The sequence below is a fragment of the Streptomyces roseoviridis genome (genome assembly GCF_039535235.1).
Lineage (GTDB): Bacteria > Actinomycetota > Actinomycetes > Streptomycetales > Streptomycetaceae > Streptomyces > Streptomyces roseoviridis.
Genome location: NZ_BAAAWU010000001.1, coordinates 5,979,472 through 5,998,506, shown reverse-complemented (window position 1 = coordinate 5,998,506; position 19,035 = coordinate 5,979,472). Strand labels below are relative to the sequence as shown.

16 protein-coding genes are annotated in these 19,035 nt (G+C 72.6%); 2 read left to right on the top strand and 14 right to left on the bottom strand.

Annotation, left to right across the window (positions count from 1 at the left end):
• Positions 1–10 precede the first annotated feature (10 nt).
• Positions 11–763, top strand: coding sequence for a nucleotidyltransferase domain-containing protein (locus ABD954_RS27080; RefSeq protein ID WP_345489808.1), 753 nt, complete (start codon positions 11–13; stop codon positions 761–763).
• On the opposite strand, the gene ABD954_RS27075 is transcribed toward ABD954_RS27080, so the two are convergent.
• From ABD954_RS27075 to pyrG, 14 genes are all read right to left on the bottom strand, one after another.
• Positions 680–1,486, bottom strand: coding sequence for a nucleotidyltransferase domain-containing protein (locus ABD954_RS27075; RefSeq protein WP_345489806.1), 807 nt, complete (start codon positions 1,484–1,486; stop codon positions 680–682). The genes ABD954_RS27080 and ABD954_RS27075 overlap by 84 nt on opposite strands.
• A gap of 4 nt (positions 1,487–1,490) precedes the next feature.
• Positions 1,491–2,507 carry an ADP-ribosylglycohydrolase family protein gene (locus tag ABD954_RS27070; RefSeq protein WP_345489805.1) on the bottom strand — a complete coding sequence of 339 codons (1,017 nt, stop codon included), beginning with the start codon at positions 2,505–2,507 and terminating at the stop codon, positions 1,491–1,493.
• Entirely contained in the window at positions 2,504–3,253 is a 750-nt protein-coding gene (locus ABD954_RS27065) for an NUDIX hydrolase (protein WP_345489803.1), read from the bottom strand. The genes ABD954_RS27070 and ABD954_RS27065 overlap by 4 nt, the downstream gene beginning before the upstream one ends.
• A complete protein-coding gene (locus ABD954_RS27060; RefSeq protein WP_345489801.1) occupies positions 3,250–4,329 on the bottom strand; it encodes an AAA family ATPase in 1,080 nt (359 codons plus the stop codon). The genes ABD954_RS27065 and ABD954_RS27060 overlap by 4 nt, the downstream gene beginning before the upstream one ends.
• On the bottom strand, positions 4,326–4,985 hold the full coding sequence (gene pnuC, locus ABD954_RS27055) for a nicotinamide riboside transporter PnuC (protein ID WP_345489799.1): 660 nt from the start codon (positions 4,983–4,985) through the stop codon (positions 4,326–4,328). Before pnuC ends, ABD954_RS27060 begins: the two co-directional genes overlap by 4 nt.
• 131 nt (positions 4,986–5,116) lie before the next feature.
• Positions 5,117–6,229, bottom strand: a complete 1,113-nt coding sequence (locus ABD954_RS27050; protein WP_345489797.1) for a pseudouridine synthase — start codon at positions 6,227–6,229, stop codon at positions 5,117–5,119.
• A gap of 14 nt (positions 6,230–6,243) precedes the next feature.
• The gene (scpB, locus tag ABD954_RS27045; RefSeq protein ID WP_345492494.1) at positions 6,244–6,804 is read right to left on the bottom strand and encodes an SMC-Scp complex subunit ScpB; all 561 of its coding nucleotides are present in this window, start codon (positions 6,802–6,804) and stop codon (positions 6,244–6,246) included.
• Between the two features lie 32 nt (positions 6,805–6,836).
• Positions 6,837–7,766, bottom strand: a complete 930-nt coding sequence (locus tag ABD954_RS27040; RefSeq protein WP_382745565.1) for a segregation and condensation protein A — start codon at positions 7,764–7,766, stop codon at positions 6,837–6,839.
• A gap of 885 nt (positions 7,767–8,651) precedes the next feature.
• On the bottom strand, positions 8,652–9,146 hold the full coding sequence (locus ABD954_RS27035) for a hypothetical protein (protein WP_345489795.1): 495 nt from the start codon (positions 9,144–9,146) through the stop codon (positions 8,652–8,654).
• Positions 9,131–10,156: a ParA family protein gene (locus ABD954_RS27030; protein ID WP_345492490.1), complete on the bottom strand. Its 1,026-nt coding sequence runs from the start codon at positions 10,154–10,156 to the stop codon at positions 9,131–9,133. Before ABD954_RS27030 ends, ABD954_RS27035 begins: the two co-directional genes overlap by 16 nt.
• Before the next feature lie 470 nt (positions 10,157–10,626).
• Positions 10,627–11,742, bottom strand: coding sequence for an alanine dehydrogenase (gene ald, locus ABD954_RS27025; RefSeq protein WP_345489794.1), 1,116 nt, complete (start codon positions 11,740–11,742; stop codon positions 10,627–10,629).
• Between the two features lie 179 nt (positions 11,743–11,921).
• Entirely contained in the window at positions 11,922–13,913 is a 1,992-nt protein-coding gene (locus ABD954_RS27020) for a tetratricopeptide repeat protein (protein ID WP_345489792.1), read from the bottom strand.
• 371 nt (positions 13,914–14,284) lie between these two features.
• Positions 14,285–14,911, bottom strand: a complete 627-nt coding sequence (locus ABD954_RS27015; RefSeq protein ID WP_345489791.1) for an NUDIX domain-containing protein — start codon at positions 14,909–14,911, stop codon at positions 14,285–14,287.
• 77 nt (positions 14,912–14,988) lie between these two features.
• Entirely contained in the window at positions 14,989–16,638 is a 1,650-nt protein-coding gene (gene pyrG, locus ABD954_RS27010) for a CTP synthase (RefSeq protein WP_345489789.1), read from the bottom strand.
• A gap of 526 nt (positions 16,639–17,164) precedes the next feature.
• Here pyrG and ABD954_RS27005 point away from each other — a divergent pair.
• Positions 17,165–18,967, top strand: coding sequence for a glycoside hydrolase family 15 protein (locus tag ABD954_RS27005; RefSeq protein WP_345489787.1), 1,803 nt, complete (start codon positions 17,165–17,167; stop codon positions 18,965–18,967).
• The last annotated feature ends 68 nt before the right edge of the window (positions 18,968–19,035 follow it).

The following is a 19,035-nucleotide window of genomic DNA, read 5'->3' as shown; positions in this document are numbered from 1 at the left end:
CCTGTCGCGCATGACTCCCGAGGAACTGGTGCGCGACCACACGATCTACTCCTGTGTCATGGGGTCGCGCGCGTTCGGTCTGGCGACCGAGGACAGCGACACCGACCGCAGGGGCGTGTACCTCGCCCCGACCCCGCTGTTCTGGCGCTTCGACAAGCCGCCCGCCCACGTGGAGGGCCCGGCCCCCGAGCAGTTCAGCTGGGAGCTGGAACGGTTCTGCGAACTCGCCCTGCGCAACAACCCGAACGTCCTGGAGTGCCTGCACTCCCCCGTCGTCGAGCACGCCGACGCGACCGGCCGCGAACTGCTCTCGCTGCGCGGCGCGTTCCTCTCCCGCCGGTCGCACGCCACCTTCGTCCGGTACGCGGCAGGCCAGCGCCGCAAGCTCGACGCCGACGTCCGCCAGTACGGCGCCCCGCGCTGGAAGCACGCCATGCACCTGCTGCGCCTGCTCATCAGCTGCCGGGACCTGCTGCGCAGCGGCGAACTCCGGATCGACGTCGGCGAGGGCCGTGAGCGCCTGCTGGCCGTGAAGCGCGGCGAGGTGTCCTGGCCGGAGGTGGAGTCCTGGATGAACCGCCTCCAGGACGAGGCGGACCACGCCCACACCATCAGCCCCCTCCCCGAGGCCCCGGACACCGCCCGCGTGCAGGACTTCCTGACCCGCGCCCGCCGCACCTCAGCCCTGCGCGTACTCGACGCGGACCCGCACGACCAGATCGTGCAGCGCGCCGAGGGCGTCCGGCTCGGCGCGCAGCCCTGAGGCCGCCTGCGCCGCGTCGAGGACGGCGTGCAGCCGCTCCACCTCCGCCCGTACGTCCTCCGTCGCGACGACGGCCGCCCCGTGCTCGGCGGCCGCCTTGGCCTCGACGAGCTCGGGCAGCCGTGCGGGTGCCTCGGGAACCTCGGCGGCGAGCGTGGGCAGATGCGCCTGGACCTCGCCCGACCGCATGAGGTGGATGCCGGTCAGCAGCGCCCGATAGGTGTAGAGCAGTGGCTTGAGCTCGCGGCTCTTCTCGAAGAGCCGCCACTGCGTGCCGGCGAATCCCCGGTAGTGGTGGGCGTGGTGGGAGGTGACCACGTCCGGCACGTGCGCGCACAGCTCCGCGTGCGCGGCGGACGTGTGGGCGACCAGCGGTGAGGTCAGCTGCTCCAGGACGTAGCCGTTGCGCCGCAGCATGAGCCGGACGAACTTCCGCAGGTCGTGGGTGACGAGGTCCGTCTCGACCCCGGCCCGGTCCTCCGTGCGGCTCCGGGTCTCCTCCGGCTCGCGCAGACCGATCAGCCCGGCGACCGGCAGCAGGTGCACGCCCCGCAGGTCGACGTCCGAGTCACGGGACGGGAAGCCGTAGAGGTGGGCGCCCGAGACAGTGGCGAAGAGCAGCGGGTCGGGCTGCTCGGCCACGACGGCGGGCAGATCGAGGCCGGGCAGTCCTGCCCCGGCCAGGCGGTCCGCGTCGACTGCGGGGGCATGGGAGTGCGTCATGGGCTCACGCGTCCCAGAGCGCGCCGAAGGCCAGCAGCTCGTCGCGGTACTCCACCCGCTCCGCCCACTCCTCGGGCCACGCGTCCGCGCCCAGGTGCGCCCCGGCGAAGGCGCCCGCGAGGGCGGCGATGGAGTCGGAGTCGCCGCGGGTGCAGGCAGCGCGGCGCAGGGCGGTGAGGGGCTCGTCGGGGAAGAGCAGGAAGCAGAGCAGCCCGGTGGCCAGGGCCTCTTCGGCGATCCAGCCGTCGCCGGTGTACGTGCAGGGGTCCAGCTCCGGGTCGGCGGTGCGCTGCACGGCGTCCAGGCGCTCCAGGACGGCCAGGCACTCGTCCCAGCCGCGCCGGATGAAGTGCGGGGCGCTGGGGTCCTGGGAGCGGGTCCACAGGTCGCCGAGCCACAGCTTGTCGTAGCGGGAGCGGTTGTCCAGCGCGTACGAGCGGAGCTGCCCGACGAGCCCGGTGGGGTCCGCGCCCCGGGCGAGCAGGTGCACGGCCCGTGCCGTCAGGTCGGAGGCGGCCAGGGCGGTGGGGTGGCCGTGGGTGAGGGCGGACTGGAGCTGGGCGGCACCGGCGCGCTGCTCGTCGCTGAGCCCGGGCACGAGTCCGATGGGCGCGACCCGCATGTTGGCGCCGCAGCCCTTGGACGCGACCTGGCTGGCGTCCTGCCAGAGCCGGTCGCTGTCGAGGAGCCGGCAGGCGACCATGCAGGTGCGGCCCGGGGCCCGGTTGTTCTCCGGGGAGTGGTACCAGTCGACGTACTCCTCCCGTACGGGCCCGGCGAGCCGCAGGGGGCTGAGCACGCCCCGGTCCATGGCGGTGCGGATACCTCGCGCGAAGGCGAGGGTCATCTGGGTGTCGTCGGTGACCCGGCCCTTCTCGGGGAGAGCGAGCTCCCGCCAGGGGCCGTACCAGCTGATGATCCTCCCCACGTCGATGAACTCGGTGGGCAGGCCCAGCGCGTCCCCCAGCGCCAGTCCGATCAGCGCCCCCGTCGCCGCCCTCTTGGTGGTGCCCTTCGTCATGCCGTCCGTCCTTCCGGTCGCAGCAGTGGCGGGTGGAGGGCCGTGGCCTCTCCCGCCCGGTAGAGAGCGGCCGGTTTCCCCCGTCCGCCGGTGCGGCGCGGTGGTGCCTCGACGGGCCGGACGAAGCCGGGGGTGGCGAGGACCTTGCGCCGGAAGTTGGGGCGGTCGAGTGCGACGCCCCAGACCGTCTCGTACACCTGCCGCAGCTCGCCGAGGGTGAACTCGGCCGGGCAGAAGGCGGTGGCGAGACAGGTGTACTCGAGCTTGGCGCCGACGCGTTCGCGGGCGTCGGCGAGGATCCGGTCGTGGTCGAAGGCGAGGTCGCGGGCGTCCTCGTACGGCAGCCAGCGGGCCTGGGCCGCGTCGCCGCCGCCGCGTGGTTCGGGCAGGTCGGGGACGAGCGCGGTGAACGCGACGGAGACGACCCGCATGCGGGGGTCGCGGTCGGGCTCGCTGTAGGTGCGCAGCTGTTCCAGGTGGAGCCGGGCGGCGTTGGCCTCGGACAGGCCGGTCTCCTCGGCCAGTTCGCGGCGCGCGGCCTGCTCGGCGGACTCGTGGGGCAGCACGAAGCCGCCGGGCAGCGCCCAGGCGCCGGCGTAGGGCTCCTGGCCGCGCTGGACGAGCAGGACGTGCAGGCGTTGCTCGCGGACGGTGAGGACGGCGAGGTCGGCGGTGAGGGCGAAGGGCTCGAAGGCGTGCTTGTCGTAGCCGTGGGGCGCGGCGGGCGCGCCGGGTGCGGTGCTCATCGGCGTTCCGGGAGGGGGTCGGTGAAGTGCCAGCCCTCGGCGAGCAGCGCGTCGACGGCGGCGACGGCCGTCGCCAGGCGCTCCTCGTGGGGGCCGGTGAGCAGGACGGTGCGGCGTCCGGTGTGGGCGAGCTGGGCGAGGAAGCGGGCGGTCATCCACGGCCGGAGGTGTTCGCCGTCGCGCAGTCCGTCGTCCTCGAAATCGACGCCCCGGTGGTCGGTGAGCAGCCACAGGTGCTGCCGGCCGCGGGCGGCGATCTCGCCGGTGCCGGGGCTGCTCGTGCCCATGTACCGCTCGTGCCAGATGGTGGTGGCGAAGGCGTCGGTGTCGCAGAAGAGGACGGGTGATCCGTCGCGGGCGGCCTCCTCCTCCATCTCGGCCTGGCGCAGGGCGATGACCGGGAAGTCGGAGGAGTGGAAGGTGACCTCGGACCAGCCGGCGCCGGGCCGCTCGGCCCGCAGTTCGGCGAGTTTGAGCTCGCTGTAGGTGCGTCCGTACTCGGGGACGTACCGGGTGCGGGCCCAGACGCCGCCGCGCCGCCGGTAGTGGTCGGCGAGGGCGAGCGCCATGGTGGTGGTGCCGGTGGACTCGGCGCCGAGGACGACGACCCGGCGGGTGAGGGCGGCCCGTACGGGGGCCTCCAGGTGGTCCCAGTGGGCGACCGGGTCGGCGCGCACGGCGGTGCCGGAGACGGGGTGGCGGACCCGGCCGGGGTCGACGCAGACGGAGGCGGCGCCGAAACGGCGGCCGAGCTCCTCGCCGTACGGCTCCGAGGTGAAGACGGCGTCGACGGGCTCGGGCACCGCGGCCCGGAAGACCGCCATGTGGGCGTCCCACACATCGGGGTCGTGGAGGTCGACGGGGTGGTCGTCGACGGCGCCCACGACGAGTGCGTCGGGGTGGATCTCGCGCATCCAGGCGACCCGCTCGGCGAGGGGGACGGATTCGACGGAGGAGGCGCAGACGAGCACGGTGAGGCGCTCGCACCGCTCGCGCGCGGTGCGGACGAGGTGGTGGTGGCCGGCGTGCGGCGGATAGAACTTGCCGAGGACGAGGCCGTGCCCGTAGCGCTTCATGCCGCCGCCTCCACGGGGAGGCCGCGCCGGGCGGTGAGGTCGCGCCGCCAGTCGCGCAGGCCGAGGACGCAGAGGGTCATGAAGCCGACGTACAGCACCGAGGTGAGGTAGAGCTCCTTGTACGCGTACAGGGGCACGTAGACGACGTCGGCGGCGATCCAGAGCCACCAGGACTCCAGGCGCTTTCGGCACTGGCCGTAGGTGGCCATCAGGGACAGCGCGGTCGTCAGGGCGTCCCAGAAGGGCACGGTCGAGTCGGTGGCCCGGTCGAGGAGCAGGGTGAGGGCGAGGGTCCCCACCGCCCCCGCCGCGACGAGCCAGGTCCACTCGGTGCGGCTGGTGCGCCGCACCGGGAGGGGCCGGGTGACGGAGCCTGGTCCACCCCCGTGGGTCCAGGTCCACCAGCCGTACGCGGCGAGGGCGATGAAGACGATCTGGAGGCCGGCGTCGGCGTACAGCCCGCTCTGGGTGAAGAGCAGGAGGAAGAAGACGTTGTTGGCCATGCCGATCGGCCAGTTGGCGACGTGCTGGCGGGCGACGAGCCAGACGCAGAGCGCCCCGCTCCCGAAGCCCAGCACCTCGGTCCAGGAGACCGGGGTGTCGAGGAGCGTGAAGAGCGGCCGCTGGAGCGGGTCCAGGACGTGTCCGAGACTCATGCTCGCCTCCCCTTTGAGCCCTTAAGAGTCAGCCTGACTATAAATGCTGGCGGCAGTCGACCACAAGTACGAAAAGGGCCCGTGACCGCCTGTCCGGCGGTCGCGGGCCCTTCGCTGTCGTCAGCAGGCGGCTACAGGCCGACTTCCTTCATCAGCATGCCGACCTCGGTGTTGCTCAGGCGGCGCAGCCAGCCCGACTTCTGGTCGCCCAGGGTGATCGGGCCGAAGGCGGTGCGGACCAGCTTCTCGACCGGGAAGCCCGCCTCGGCGAGCATGCGGCGCACGATGTGCTTGCGGCCCTCGTGCAGCACGACCTCGACGAGGTAGTTCTTGCCGGTCTGCTCGACGACGCGGAAGTGGTCGGCGCGGGCGTAGCCGTCCTCCAGCTGGATGCCTTCCTTGAGCCGCTTGCCGACCTCGCGGGGCAGCGGGCCGGTGATGGCGGCCAGGTAGGTCTTCTTCACGCCGTACTTGGGGTGGGTGAGACGGTGGGCCAGCTCGCCGTGGTTGGTGAGCAGGATGATGCCCTCGGTCTCGGTGTCGAGACGGCCGACGTGGAAGAGCCGGGTCTCGCGGTTGGTGACGTAGTCACCGAGGCACTGGCGGCCGTCCGGGTCCTCCATGGTGGAGACGACACCGGCCGGCTTGTTCAGCGCGAAGAACTGGTACGACTGGGTGGCGACCGTCAGGCCATCCACCTTGATCTCGTCCTTCTCCGGGTCGACGCGCAGGCCCTGCTCGACCACGATGCTGCCGTTGACCTCGACGCGGGACTGCTCGATGAGCTCCTCACAGGCGCGGCGGGAGCCGTAGCCAGCGCGCGCGAGCACCTTCTGCAGGCGCTCACCCTCCTGCTCGGCACCGGGGAAGGTCTTGGGGGTCTTGATCTCGGGCTTGTTGGCGTACCGCTCCCGGTTGCGCTCCTCCGCGCGGGCGTCGTACTCGCGCGAGCGGGCCGGGGCCGTACGGCCGCCGCCGCGCTTGGGCGACTGCCTGGGGCCGCCCTTGGCGCCGCCGCGGGCCGCGTCGCCGCGACCCCGCTTCGCGCCGTCGGAGGGACGCCCGGCCAGGCCGTCGACGTCGTAGGAGCGCTCCTCGGGACGGGGCCGGCGCGCCGGACGGCCGGCGCTCTGGCCCCGGTCGTCGCGGTTGTTCCCCGCGCCCCGGTAGTTGCCGCGGCCGCCGCTCTTGGCACCACGGCTCCCGCCGTTGTTTCCGCTGTTCCTGCCGCTGCTGCTTCGCATCAAACTTCCGTCGTCTATTCGTTCTCGTCCGCGTCCGGCTCTCTTGCGTCCGGATCGAACGACGGAACGCCCTCCAGGGAGTCCGGCTCCACCGCTTCCGCCTCGGGCAGGAAGGGCGCGAGCTCGGGGAGCTCGTCCAGGCCGCGCAGGCCCATCCGCTCCAGGAAGTAGTTCGTCGTCCTGTACAGGATCGCACCTGTTTCGGGTTCCGCGCCCGCCTCTTCCACCAGACCGCGCTGGAGGAGGGTGCGCATGACCCCGTCGCAGTTCACTCCGCGCACGGCGGAGACCCGGGAGCGGCTGACCGGCTGGCGGTACGCGACGACCGCCAGGGTCTCCAGGGCCGCCTGGGTGAGCCGGGCCTGCTGGCCGTCCAGGACGAAGGCCTCGACGGCGGAGGCGTACGCGGCGCGGGTGTAGAACCGCCAGCCGCCGGCGACCCGGCGCAGCTCGAAGCCGCGGCCCTGGACGGTGTACTCGTCGGCGAGCTGGCGCAGGGCGTCGCCGACCTCGCGCGCGGTGCGGTCGAGGACCTTGGCGAGATGGACCTCGGTGGCGGGCTCGTCCACCACCATGAGGACGGCTTCGAGGGCGGGCTTGAGATCGCTCACGGGGCGTCCTCCTCGGGCGTACGGGGTTCCTGGTCGAACTCGTCGGAGACGGCGTCGGCCGCCGCGTCCGTCTCGCCGCCCGTCCAGGAGACGGTGAGGTCCCCGAGGGGGGTCTCCTGGTCGAGGGCGACGGCCTTCTCGCGGTAGAGCTCCAGGAGGGCGAGGAAGCGGGCCACGACCGTGAGGGTGTCGTCGGCGCCCTCCACGAGCTCCCGGAAGCCGAGGGTGCCGCGCTCGCGGAGCAGGGCGACCACGACGGCGGCCTGTTCGCGCACGCTGACGAGCGGGGCGTGGATGTGGTCGACGTACACCTGCGGCTTGGCGCGGGGCTGCATGGCCTTGACGGCGAGCTTCGCGAAGCCCTCGGCGCCGATGGAGATGACGACCTCGGGCAGCAGCTCCGCGTGGTGCGGTTCGAGGCCGACGGTCCGGGGGTGGCGGCGTCCCTCCGCCTCCCAGCGCTCGCCGAGGATCTCGGCGATCCGCTTGTACGCGCGGTACTGCAGCAGCCGCGCGAACAGCAGGTCCCGAGCCTCGAGGAGGGCCAGGTCGGCCTCGTCCTCCACCTCGGCGGCCGGCAGCAGCCGTGCGGCCTTGAGATCGAGCAGCGTGGCGGCGACCACCAGGAACTCGGTCGTCTGGTCGAGGTCCCCGTCGGGGCCCATGGCCCGGAGGTGGGCCATGAACTCGTCGGTGACCTTGGAGAGGGCGACCTCGGTGACGTCCATCTTGTGCTTCGAGATCAGCTGCAACAGCAGGTCGAACGGCCCCTCGAAGTTCGCCAGCCGCACGGTGAACCGCCCGTCACGGGCATCGGCCGGCCCGTCGGCGGCGGACGCCTCCCCGGCGGCGCGGCCGGCGGGGGCGGGGGCGGGCGCGGCCGCACCGGGGCCCGGCGGGGTGCCGGCGACGTCCAGGGGCGGCACGGTGTCCGAGGGGACGGGGCCCGACTCGGAAGCTCCGCCTCCAGGGCCCGCGGCACCGTCCACGGGCTGCATGGCGTCCGAGGGGACAGGGCCCGACTCGGAAGCTCCGCCTCCAGGGCCCGCGGCACCGTCCAGGGGCGGCACGGCGTCCGAGGGGACAGGGCCCGACTCGGAAGCGCCGTCTCCAGGGCTGGCGGCGCCGTCCAGGGGCGGCGGCACGGGGCGGCCGGGAGCGGTCGGGGGCGGCACGGGGCGGCCGGGAGCGGTCTGGGGCGGCTCGGGAGCCACGAGGCCGTCCACAGGGCCCTCCAGGCCCTCGGGCGTGCCCGGGCCGACAGCCGTGTCCGGGCCCCCGGCCGTCTCCAGGACGTCGCGGACCCGCGTCCCTTCCGTGCCGCCGGCCTGCCCGGCCTCGCCGGAGCCCTGCTCCGGCTCTCTCAGGTCACCGGCGCGCCTCCGCGCAGCCGTGGGAGCCACCGCCTCGACACCCGCCACACCGGGGGCCTCCCCGGTCTCAGGGTCGCCGACGCGCCCCCCGGCAGACTTCCGAGCCACCGCCTCGACACCCGCCACCCCGAGGGCCTCCCCGGTCTCAGGGTCGCCGACGCGCCCCCCGGCAGACTTCGGAGCCACCGTCTCGACGCCCGCCGCACCGGGGGCCTCCTGGTCGCCGCCGCACCCCGCCTCGGTCGCCCGGGGCGCCGATGACGCCCGTACGGGCTCCTCCTGCTGCCGCTCCCCCGTCTCCGCCGCGGGCGGTGCGGGCGACGGGGACGTTCCCGGGCCGCGGCCCAGGGGGCGGCGGCGGGGGGACGTTTCGTCAGGGGGTGGGGGCATGGGGGTGGTCCTGGTGGAGCGGGGGTGGCGGGAGCCCGCAGGGTACCGTCAGCGGCCGCGCAGGCGGCGCACGAGGATGCTCGCGTCGCCGCGGGACTCCAGGTCCGCCAGGACCACGGCGACCGCCTCGCGGACGATCCGGCCGCGGTCGACGGCGAGGCCGTGCTCGCCGCGCAGCACCAGGCGGGCGTGCTCCAGGTCCATCAGTTCCTCGGCGGAGACGTAGACCGTGATCTTCTCGTCGTGGCGCTCGCGCCCGCTGGGGCGCCGGTTGGTGGTGCGGCCGCCCCGCCGCCGGGCGCCGGCCGGGGCCGCGCCCTTGGCGGCGTCCGGCTCCGGCGTCCGGGCGCGCGGCTCCGCCGCCTCCGAGTCCGTCGCGGCGTGCTCGGTCGTGCCGGAGCCCTCCGCCCCCGCTCCCGCGGCCGAGTCGCTCTCGCCCGCGGGTGCCGGAACGGTCCGGCGCGGCGAGGACGCCTGGAGCGCCGTCCCACCGGTCGTACGGAACAGTTCGTCGGCGCCGGGGAGACTCACTCGGCGTGACACCGGGCGAGCACCTCCCTGGCGAGCTGACGGTAGGCGGCGGCGCCCACGGAGTTCGAGGCGTACGTGGTGATGGGCTCGCCGGCGACCGTGGTCTCAGGGAAGCGCACGGTCCGGCCGATCACCGTGTGGTACACGTGGTCGTCGAAGGCCTCGACGACGCGTGCGAGCACCTCGCGCGAGTGCACCGTCCGCGAGTCGTACATCGTGGCGAGGATGCCGTCGAGCTCCAGCTCGGGGTTGAGCCGCTCCTGGACCTTCTCGATGGTCTCCGTCAGCAGGGCCACTCCGCGCAGCGCGAAGAACTCGCATTCCAGCGGCACGATGACCTTGTGAGCGGCCGTCAGGGCGTTCACGGTCAGCAGGCCGAGCGAGGGCTGACAGTCGATCACGATGTAGTCGTAGTCGTTCATCAGCGGCTTCAGCGCCCGCTGCAGCGTGGACTCGCGCGCGACCTCGCTGACCAACTGCACCTCGGCGGCCGAGAGGTCGATGTTGCTCGGCAGCAGGTCCATGTTGGGCACGGCGGTCTTGAGCAGCACCTCGTCGGCCGACATGCCCCGCTCCATGAGCAGGTTGTAGACGGTGAGGTCGAGTTCCATCGGGTTCACGCCGAGGCCGACCGACAGGGCGCCCTGCGGGTCGAAGTCGACGAGCAGCACCCTTCGGCCGTACTCCGCGAGCGCCGCGCCCAGGTTGATGGTCGACGTGGTCTTGCCGACGCCGCCCTTCTGGTTGCACATCGCGATGATCTTCGCGGGACCGTGGTCGGTCAGCGGGCCCGGGATCGGGAAGTACGGCAGGGGCCGTCCGGTGGGGCCGATCCGCTCGCGCCGCTGACGGGCGGCGTCGGGTGCGAGGGTGGCCGCGTACTCGGGGTCGGGCTCGTACTCGGCGTCAGGGTCGTAGAAGTGCCCCTCGGGCACCTCGTCATAGGCGGCGAAGTGGGTGGACTCTCGGCCCATCTCGTTGCCGGCCGTGGCGTTCACGTGTAGGCCGTCCGTCATCTTCATCGTATGGGCTGGCGTCATGGGCTGGTGCGTCGCGAAGGTCCGCACCGCGACGGAGCCGATCGGGGCTCCTGGCTCCCCACCCCCGGGAGTAAATGTCGACTCATTCACAAGTCGTCTTACCTCCTTGGATGTGACCAGGAACATTTATCGATAGGTCAGCGTGGCACCATGCCGACGGTTGGCGACTCTATGGCGTGTCACCGCTCCGCAGCAACACAATCCGCCGTACCCGGCCCGATGTGTCGGCGACCGAAGCCCTCTCTGTCAAGGGTGCACCGGCGGGTAACCGCACGTTTCACGGGGGCGCGAAACGGTTAAAGAGTTACGTTCGAGGCGAGTTGACCAGGCGTCGGAACGTGGCCGGACACACATCGGGCCGGACCTTGCGTGACAAGGTCCGGCCCGGTGCGTGAGGTTGACGGTGCGGGTTGACCGACCGTTTCTGCGGCCGCGCCGCAAGCCCCGACAGGTCAGCCGATGAGGCTGCTCAGCTCGACGTGGTCGTAGCCGTGCGCCTCGGCGACCTCCTTGTAGACGACCTTGCCGTCATGGGTGTTGAGACCCTTGGCGAGCGCGGCGTCGCGGCGCAGCGCCTCGGCCCAGCCGTTGTTCGCCAGCGACACGATGTAGGGCAGCGTGGCGTTGGTGAGGGCGTAGGTGGAGGTGTTCGGGACCGCGCCCGGCATGTTGGCGACGCAGTAGAAGACCGAGTTGTGGACCTGGAAGGTCGGCTCGGCGTGGGTGGTCGCGTGGGAGTCCTCGAAGCAGCCGCCCTGGTCGATGGCAATGTCGACAAGGACACTTCCGGGCTTCATCTTGGCGACGAGCTCGTTGGTGACCAGCTTCGGGGCCTTGGCACCCGGGATGAGGACGGCGCCGATGACGAGGTCGGCCTCGATGACGGCCTTCTCCAGCTCGTAGGCGTTGGAGACGATGGTCTTCACCTTGGTGCCGAAGATCTTGTCGGCCTCGCGGAGCTTGTTGATGTCACGGTCGAGCAGGGTCACGTGGAAGCCCATGCCGACGGCGATCTGGGTGGCGTTCCAGCCGGAGACGCCGCCGCCGATGACGACGCACTCGCCGGCGTGGGTGCCGGGGACACCGCCGGGGAGCACGCCGCGGCCGCCGACCGAGCGCATCAGGTGGTAGGCGCCGACCTGCGGGGCCAGGCGGCCCGCGACCTCGGACATCGGGGCGAGCAGCGGGAGCGCGCGGTTCGCGGTCTCGACCGTCTCGTACGCGATGGCGGTGGTGCCGGACTCCAGGAGGGCGTCCGTGCACTCCCTGGAAGCGGCGAGGTGCAGGTAGGTGAAGAGGGTCTGGTCCTTGCGGAGGCGGTGGTACTCCTCCGCGATCGGCTCCTTGACCTTGAGCAGCAGGTCGGCGGTCGCCCAGACCTCGTCCGCGGTGGCGAGGATCTCGGCACCGGCGGCGACGTACTCCTCGTCGGTGATCGAGGAGCCGACACCGGCGTTCTGCTCGATGAAGACCTGGTGGCCGTTGCGGACGAGCTCGTGGACACCGGCAGGGGTGATGGCCACGCGGAACTCGTTGTTCTTGACCTCGCGGGGGATGCCGACCTTCATCGTCGATCACGGTCCTTGACTCAGGGGGACAAACGGGGGGTGCTGCGCTGTGGCGGTGCCAGAAGCCCTGACATAGCCATACATACCCGGAAGCACCGAGGCACACCGGGACAGACCGCGATCGAACGCGGCGCACCCAGTCTAATGAAGGAGTTCCCCCTGTCTAGCCTTTCAAAGTATTAATCTTCAGCGAAGCCACTACGGATTTCGTAGGCGGAGGGGTCGCTTCCAAGGAGCCTTTCGGCGGCGGACCGGTGCAGTCGCGCGGCCGCCGGATCGCCGAGCCGGTCCAGGGTGTCGGCGAGCCTGAGCTGGAGCGCCGCCTGGAGCCGCACGTCCCCGGCCCTGCGGGCCCACTCCACCGCTTCCTCGCAGGTCCGCAGGCACTCGTCCGGCCGGCCCGCGTACTCCTGGACCCGGGCCGCCTCGCTCAACGCCCGTGCGTATCCCGGGAGATCGGCGAGCCGCCGGTAGCCGGCGGCGGCGGCCCGCCAGTTGCGCAGCGCCTCCCCGTAGCGGCCGGCATAGGTGTGCACCGCTCCGAGCCGGCCGTAGAGCCGGGCCTGGTCGGCGCGCTCGTCCCGGGCCAGCCGCTGGGCCAGAGCGCGCCCGTACCAGTCACCGGCCCGCTGCCAGTCCCCCAGCTCCTGATAGGCCCCTCCTACGGATTCCATCGCGCGACCCATGGCGTACGGATCATTTGCTGCCTTTCCGGCGTCCAAAGCCGACCGATATCGCAGCAACGCGTCCTCGGTGCGTCCGGTCCTCGCGTCGAGGTCGGCCAGGTTGAGCAGGGCCGCGGCCCGCTCGCGGTGCAGCCCGCGCCGCTCGGCGACGTCCAGGACCAGTCGGTGCAGCCCGTACAGGTCGGGGGCGGCGGCCTCGGCGCCCCGGTGTGCGGCGAGCGCCCGCACCAGGGCCGCGATCAGCCGGCGGGCCAGGGTGTCGAGGTCCCCGTCGGCGACGGCGAGCCGCGCCGAGGCGAGCAGCACGGGCCTGCGGCTGTCGAGCCAGGCGCCCGCGGCGGCCGCGTCGGGGAAGCGCAGGGCTCGGGGCTGCCCGGCCAGGCGGCGCCGGGCCGGCGAGCCCTCGGGCTCGGTGACCGCCCGGCCGGACTGCAGCAGCCGTACGGTCCGCTCCAGCATCCGGGCCCGGGCCAGCTGCACCTCGGCGGGGCGGTCGCGCTCCTCCAGCTCGGCCCGCAGCAGCGGCATCAGGTGCGCCGGCACCTCGTACTGGCCCTCGCCGCCGGGGACCTCCCGTACGAGACGGAGCGCGGCGAAGTCGGCGAGGGTGGTCGCCGCGGCGGAGACGGAGCAGCCGGCCAGGGCGGAGGCGGTGTGGGCGTCGGCCCGGCCGAGGGGGGCCAGGGCGAGGTGGCGCAGTATCCGGGCGGCGGGCTGCGGCAGGGACGCGTGGACGAGGGTGAAGGCGCGGGTGAGCGGGTCACCGGACAGGGCGCGCAGCCGCTTGGTGAGGTCGGCCACCGAGACCTTGGGGTGGGCGGCCAGCCAGCCGCCGGCGAGCACGAGGGCGCCGGGCAGTCCGCCGCACTCCTCGGCGAGGCTCTCGGCGGCCTGCGGGTCGACGGTGACGCGGACGGAGCCGGTGAAGCCGGTGAGCAGTTCGATCGCCGACTTGGGGTCGAGGCCGCCGACGGTGCAGGGCCGCACGTCGGGGATGCCGGTGAGCGGGCCCCGGGCGACGCCGACGACCAGGGTCTCGGGGTTGTCGGGCAGCAGCGGGTCGACCTGTTCGGCGTCGACGGCGTCGTCGAGGAGGAGCAGCGCCTTGCGGTGGGCGAAGGCTTCGCGGACCAGGGCGGTGAGCTCGTCCTCCGCGGCGCCGGGCGGCTCGGCGATGCCGAGCGCGGCGAGGAGGTCCTGGGCCGCCCGGGCGGTGGGGACCGGCTCGCCGCCGGGTTCGGTGAGCCGGGCTCGGTACACGCCGCCGCGGTAGCCGTCCGCGAGCGCGGCGATCAGTTCCTCGGCGAGCGCGGTCCGGCCGGAGCCGGGTTTGCCGGCGATGAGCAGGACCCGGGCGCGGGGGGCCTTGCGGCCGGTCAGGGTGTCCAGACCGGTGCGCGCGATGTCCGCCCGCAGGGCCTTCAGTTCCCGCTGGCGGCCGTAGAACTGCGAGGCGCCGACCGCTGCCACCGCCTGATCCGTCACGGGCCACGCTCCCGTCCACCTGAGCACGACGATCCCGCGGGGGGCTCCGCACGGGCGATCACGAGCGTAGTTCAGCGGGGAGCGCGGACCCGGCGGAGCGCGGCGGACAGATCGCCCGATCGGATCAGTGGATTGTCGGACCGGCCCGCCGCGCGAGACCACGGCCCACGAACCTTGGGGCCCACGAACCCCACGGCCAACGAACCCCACCTCCCGCGAACCCCGCCGCCGACGAGCCCCCCAGGCCGCGAACCCCACCGCCGACGAGCCCCACGGCCTGCCCCCCCACCACACACAGCCCGCGACCCCAGAGGAGCAGAGGCCCGCGCCCCCGGGCCCCTGCCGGACCGGCCGGGCGGGCCGGACCGGGCCTATGCCTCGAAGGGCCGTGCCGGCCAGGGCGCCTCCGCCGGGCGCAGCGCGTCGAGGCCGTCGCCGGTGCGCGCGGCCATCAGCGACAGCACGCCCACCACCAGGCAGTTGTTGTGCAGCTCGCCGGCGAGGACCCCGCGGACCAGGTCCGTGAGCGGCACCCGGGCCAGCTCCATGTCGGCCTCCTCCTCGGCGACCTCGAACCGGTCGCCCTCCGCCTCGGACAGGTCGCGGGCCAGGAAGATCCGTACGGCCTCGTCGCAGCCGCCCGGCGTGGTGTACACGTCGGCGAGCACCCGCCAGTCCTCGGCCTTGACGTGCGCCTCCTCGTAGAGCTCGCGCTGCGCGGCGTGCAGCGGGTTCTCGCCGGGCACGTCGAGCAGACCGGCCGGGATCTCCCAGAGCTTCTGCCGCACCGGGTGGCGGTACTGCTTGAGCAGCACGACGCGGTCCTGGTCGTCGAGGGCGACGACCGCGACCGAGCCGGGGTGGACCTGGTAGTCGCGGCGGACCACCGAGCCGTCCGGCATCACCACGTCGTCCGTGCGGACACTGGTCTTGTTGCCCGTGAAGGGGGTGGTGGTGGCGACGACCCGCCACTCCTCCGGGGTGTCCTGCACCTGCATCGTTCGTCCTCCCACACACGAAACCGGGGTACGCGTCCCGGACAGGACGCGTACCCCGGCAACGTTAACAAGGAGCGTTACTTGGCCAGCTTGCGCTCGACGGCGGCCTTCACCAGGCCCGCGAACAGCGGGTGCGGGCGGGTCGGGCGGGACTTGAGCTCCGGGTGCGCCTGGGTGGCGACGAGGTAGGGGTGGACCTCACGCGGGTACTCGACGAACTCGACGAGCTTGTTGTCCGGGGAGGTGCCGGAGAAGACCAGGCCGGCCTTCTTCTCCAGCTCGGCGCGGTAGGCGTTGTTCACCTCGTAGCGGTGGCGGTGGCGCTCCTCGACGTACGGCTCGTCGCCGTAGACCTCGCGCACGACCGAGCCCTCGGCGAGCTTGGCCGGGTAGAGGCCGAGACGCATCGTTCCGCCCAGGTCGCCGGCGCCCTCGACGTACGCCAGCTGCTCCTCCATCGTCGAGACGACGGGGTGCGCGGTGGCCGGGTCGAACTCGGTGGAGTTGGCCTCGGGGATGTCGGCCAGGTTGCGGGCGGCCTCGATCACGATGCACTGCAGGCCGAGGCAGATGCCGAGCAGCGGCACCTTGTTCTCGCGGGCGTAGCGGATCGCGCCGACCTTGCCGGAGACGCCGCGGTCGCCGAAGCCGCCGGGGATCAGGATCGCGTCGCAGTCGCCGAGCTGCTTCTCGGCGCCGGCCGGGGTCTTGCAGTCGTCGGAGGTGACCCACTTGACCTTGACCCGCGCCTTGTTCGCGAAGCCGCCGGCCCGCATGGCCTCGGTCACCGACAGGTAGGCGTCGGGCAGGTCGATGTACTTGCCGACGAGCGCGACGGTGACCTCGTGCTCGGGGTTGTGGACGCGGTCCAGGAGGTCCTCCCAGACGGTCCAGTCCACGTCGCGGAAGGGCAGGTCGAGCTTGCGGACGACATAGGCGTCCAGGCCCTCGGTGTGCAGCACCTTCGGGATGTCGTAGATCGACTTGGCGTCGATGGCGGCGACGACGGCGGCCTCGTCCACGTCGCACATCAGCGAGATCTTGCGCTTGATGGCGGTGGGGACGTCACGGTCGGCGCGCAGCACGATGGCGTCCGGCTGGATGCCGATGTTGCGCAGGGCGGCGACCGAGTGCTGGGTCGGCTTGGTCTTCAGCTCGCCGGAGGGGCCGATGTAGGGCAGCAGCGAGATGTGCACGACGAAGACGTTGTCGCGGCCGACCTCGTGGCGGACCTGGCGGACGGTCTCCAGGAAGGGCAGCGACTCGATGTCGCCGACGGTGCCGCCGACCTCGGTGATGACGACGTCGACGTCGTCGGTGGCCATGCGGCGGATGCGGGACTTGATCTCGTTGGTGATGTGCGGGATGACCTGGACGGTGTCGCCGAGGTACTCGCCGCGCCGCTCCTTGGCGATGACCTGGGAGTAGACCTGGCCGGTGGTGACGTTGGCCGAGCCGTCGAGGTCGACGTCGAGGAAGCGCTCGTAGTGGCCGATGTCCAGGTCGGTCTCGGCGCCGTCGTTGGTGACGAACACCTCGCCGTGCTGGAACGGGTTCATGGTGCCGGGGTCGACGTTCAGGTACGGGTCGAGCTTCTGCATCGTGACCCGCAGGCCCCGGGCCTTGAGGAGCGCACCCAGGCTGGAGGCGGTCAGGCCCTTGCCGAGGGAGGAGGCGACACCCCCGGTGACGAAGATGTGCTTGGTCGTCGTGGTGTTGGGCGGCATCGCCAAGAGGGGGCTCCCGTGGTCGCGTTCTGGAGGTGCGTTCCGGCTGCCCCTCGGCAAGAATCGGGGGGTGCCGTCGCTGCGGTTGCGGGGTCCTCGGCTCTCGCCGTTTCCCACCGGTCCACGGGGTACCAGGGTATCAGCGACATCGGGAGACCGCTTCCGGCCACACGGGGCAGTCGGGTGCACACACACCGCGACACGCCGGGCCGGGAAGGCCTCCTGCGGGGACCGCGACCGGGGCGCCGGTCGGCACCGAGGCCGGTGCCGGCGCCGCGGCCCGGGCTGTGTGGGGCCCGGGTCAAGACCCGTTCACCCGAACGGGTCAGCGTCGTTACAAGATCGGCTCCACCGGTCCCAGGGGCGCGTCGTATCCTGCTCGGACACACGCGCTGCCGAGCCGGACCGGCACGGCACCACCCCCGCCCGTCAACCGGACCAAGAGCTCGTCAACGATCCCTTGACCGCTGACCTGTAGGAAACGCCCCGCGGGGCGGACGTGGCCGTTCGATCTGGAGTGAAGCACGTGGCCGGGCGCATCGAGGATTACGCACTCATCGGAGACATGCAGACCGCTGCCCTGGTCTGCCGGGACGGCAGTGTCGACTGGCTCTGCCTGCCCCGCTTCGATTCGCACGCCGTCTTCGCCGGACTGCTCGGCACCGAGGAGCACGGCTTCTGGAGAGTCGGCCCGGCCGGGCCCGACGGCGCCCCGGCGGCCCCCGCCGACCGGCGGCGCTACCTGGGCGACTCGCTCGTCCTGGAATCCGAGTGGGACACCCCGCGCGGCACGGTCCGGGTGACCGACTTCATGCCGCCGCGCGACGGCGCGCCGCAGCTGATCCGCATCGTGGAAGGTGTCAGCGGCCGGGTGCCGATGCGCTCCGCGCTGCGGATGCGCTTCAGCTACGGGCGGATCGTGCCGTGGGTGCACAAGGTCGGCGACCGCACGGTCGCCGTCGCCGGGCCGGACTCGGTGTGGCTGGACACGGATGCCGAGACGCACGGTGAGCACCTGACCACGTACTCGGAGTTCACCGTCTCCCCCGGGGACCGGATCACCTTCACGCTGTCCTGGCAGCCCTCGCACAAGGAGCCGCCGCCGCTGCCGGACCCGGAGGGCTCGCTGGTGGCGACCACGGACTTCTGGCGCGACTGGGTCGAGCACTGCACGTACCACGGGCCCTACCGCGAGGCGGTGGTCCGCTCCCTGATCACCCTGAAGGCGCTCACCTACGCGCCGACCGGCGGCATCGTGGCCGCGCCCACGACCTCGCTGCCGGAGGAGATCGGCGGCGTGCGCAACTGGGACTACCGCTACACCTGGCTCCGGGACGCGGCGATCACCCTGTCCTCGATGCTGCGCACCGGCTACCGCGAGGAGGCCCGCGCCTGGCGGGACTGGCTGCTGCGGGCGGTCGCCGGCGACCCGGAGAACCTGCAGATCATGTACGGCATCGCCGGCGAGCGGGAGCTCGGCGAGGCGGAGCTCGACTGGCTGCCGGGCTACGAGAACTCCGGCCCGGTCCGGGTCGGCAACGGGGCCGCCAACCAGCTCCAGCTGGACGTGTACGGCGAGGTCACCGAGGCCCTGCACCTGGCCCACATGACGGGCCTGTCCCGCAACGACTACGCCTCGCTGCTCCAGATCAAGCTGATCAACTACCTGGAGACCCACTGGGACCAGCCCGACGAGGGCATCTGGGAGGTCCGCGGGCCGCGCCGGCACTTCGTGCACTCCAAGGTGATGGCCTGGGTGGCGGTCGACCGCACGATCAAGCTGATCGAGTCCGGTGACGCCGACGGCCCGCTGGAGCGCTGGAAGGATCTCCGCGACCAGATCCACCGGGACGTCTGCGAGAAGGGTTACGACAAGGAGCGCAACACCTTCACGCAGTCCTACGGCTCCCAGGAGCTGGACGCCTCGCTGCTGCTGATCCCGCAGATGGGCTTCCTGCCGCCGGACGACAAGCGGGTGATCGGCACGATCGAGGCGATCCAGCGGGAGCTGTCCACGGAGGACGGCTTCGTGCTGCGCTACCCGACGGCCGGCGAGGAGGCGGGCGTGGACGGCCTGGAGGGCGACGAGGGTGCGTTCCTGGCCTGCTCGTTCTGGCTGGCCGACGACCTGGCGATGATCGGCCGGGTCGACGAGGCCCGCCGGCTCTTCGAGAAGCTGCTCTCGCTCCGCAACGACCTGGGGCTGCTCGCGGAGGAGTGGGACCCCAGGCTCCAGCGGCAGGTGGGCAACTTCCCGCAGGCGTTCAGCCACGTCCCGCTGATCGACACGGCGCTGCGGCTGACCGCCTCGGGCGCGTACGGCGGCTGACGCCCGGGGCGGCGGGAGCGGGGGGCCGGACCTACGATGAAGGTGTCCTGTCCCCCGTAGCGAAAGGG

What these genes read in the sequence shown, in the direction of transcription:
- pyrG (WP_345489789.1), bottom strand. Translation starts at nt 16,638, where the DNA reads ATGCCGCCCAACACCACGACGACCAAGCACATCTTCGTCACCGGGGGT.
- ald (WP_345489794.1), bottom strand. Translation starts at nt 11,742, where the DNA reads ATGAAGGTCGGCATCCCCCGCGAGGTCAAGAACAACGAGTTCCGCGTG.
- ABD954_RS27060 (WP_345489801.1), bottom strand. Translation starts at nt 4,329, where the DNA reads ATGAAGCGCTACGGGCACGGCCTCGTCCTCGGCAAGTTCTATCCGCCG.
- ABD954_RS27030 (WP_345492490.1), bottom strand. Translation starts at nt 10,156, where the DNA reads ATGAAGATGACGGACGGCCTACACGTGAACGCCACGGCCGGCAACGAG.
- scpB (WP_345492494.1), bottom strand. Translation starts at nt 6,804, where the DNA reads ATGGTGGTGGACGAGCCCGCCACCGAGGTCCATCTCGCCAAGGTCCTC.
- ABD954_RS27050 (WP_345489797.1), bottom strand. Translation starts at nt 6,229, where the DNA reads ATGCGAAGCAGCAGCGGCAGGAACAGCGGAAACAACGGCGGGAGCCGT.
- pnuC (WP_345489799.1), bottom strand. Translation starts at nt 4,985, where the DNA reads ATGAGTCTCGGACACGTCCTGGACCCGCTCCAGCGGCCGCTCTTCACG.
- ABD954_RS27070 (WP_345489805.1), bottom strand. Translation starts at nt 2,507, where the DNA reads ATGACGAAGGGCACCACCAAGAGGGCGGCGACGGGGGCGCTGATCGGA.
- ABD954_RS27015 (WP_345489791.1), bottom strand. Translation starts at nt 14,911, where the DNA reads ATGCAGGTGCAGGACACCCCGGAGGAGTGGCGGGTCGTCGCCACCACC.
- ABD954_RS27080 (WP_345489808.1), top strand. Translation starts at nt 11, where the DNA reads ATGACTCCCGAGGAACTGGTGCGCGACCACACGATCTACTCCTGTGTC.
- ABD954_RS27075 (WP_345489806.1), bottom strand. Translation starts at nt 1,486, where the DNA reads ATGACGCACTCCCATGCCCCCGCAGTCGACGCGGACCGCCTGGCCGGG.
- ABD954_RS27065 (WP_345489803.1), bottom strand. Translation starts at nt 3,253, where the DNA reads ATGAGCACCGCACCCGGCGCGCCCGCCGCGCCCCACGGCTACGACAAG.